Annotated in this window: 2 tRNA genes; both read left to right on the top strand. The window is 54.4% G+C overall.

Annotated elements, in window-relative coordinates:
• Nucleotides 1-247 precede the first annotated feature (247 nt).
• Nucleotides 248-340: transfer RNA gene (locus BTW08_RS18620), tRNA-Ser, on the top strand.
• 52 nt (nucleotides 341-392) lie between these two features.
• Nucleotides 393-469, top strand: a tRNA-Arg gene (locus tag BTW08_RS18615).
• Nucleotides 470-570: the final 101 nt, after the last annotated feature.

Below are 570 nucleotides of genomic sequence, written 5' to 3'. Positions count from 1 at the left end.
CGAAGATGAAGACGGCGGTCCTGGCGCATGAGTGCTGGATAGGCGCTTTGGTACCGTCTGAGCTGGTGAAGTCGTCCCCTTTATCGGCTCGGGCTATTACTGAACCCCTCTTTCATCCTCATGACTTCGCCTTCTGACCTTGTCTCGCGGTAACTTATTCATCCTCTGAGGTTTTTCACGAAAAAAGTTTGGCCTTCGGCTGGACAATGCTCAGCGGAATCGGTAATCTACGCGCCGTGCTGATCGGGGAGAGGTGGCCGAGTGGCTGAAGGCGCTCCCCTGCTAAGGGAGTATAGGGTTTATAGCCCTATCGAGGGTTCGAATCCCTCCCTCTCCGCCATTTTCGAACAATCGAAAATCTCGATCACGCCGTGTGAAAATTTGTGGATCAAGCGCCCGTAGCTCAGCTGGATAGAGTACCTGACTACGAATCAGGGGGTCGGAGGTTCGAATCCTCCCGGGCGCACCATCCAGTCAAAAACCCCCGCATCTCTGATGCGGGGGTTTTTGTTTGTCTGGCTTTTGTTTGTCTGGCCCTCACCGATGAGAAAGTGACGACCGCCTAGACGG

This window comes from Salinicola sp. MH3R3-1, from assembly GCF_001937155.1.
Taxonomy (GTDB): domain Bacteria; phylum Pseudomonadota; class Gammaproteobacteria; order Pseudomonadales; family Halomonadaceae; genus Salinicola; species Salinicola halophyticus.
The sequence above is the reverse complement of the archived record's forward strand: the minus strand, read 5'-3'. Positions and strand labels throughout refer to the sequence as shown.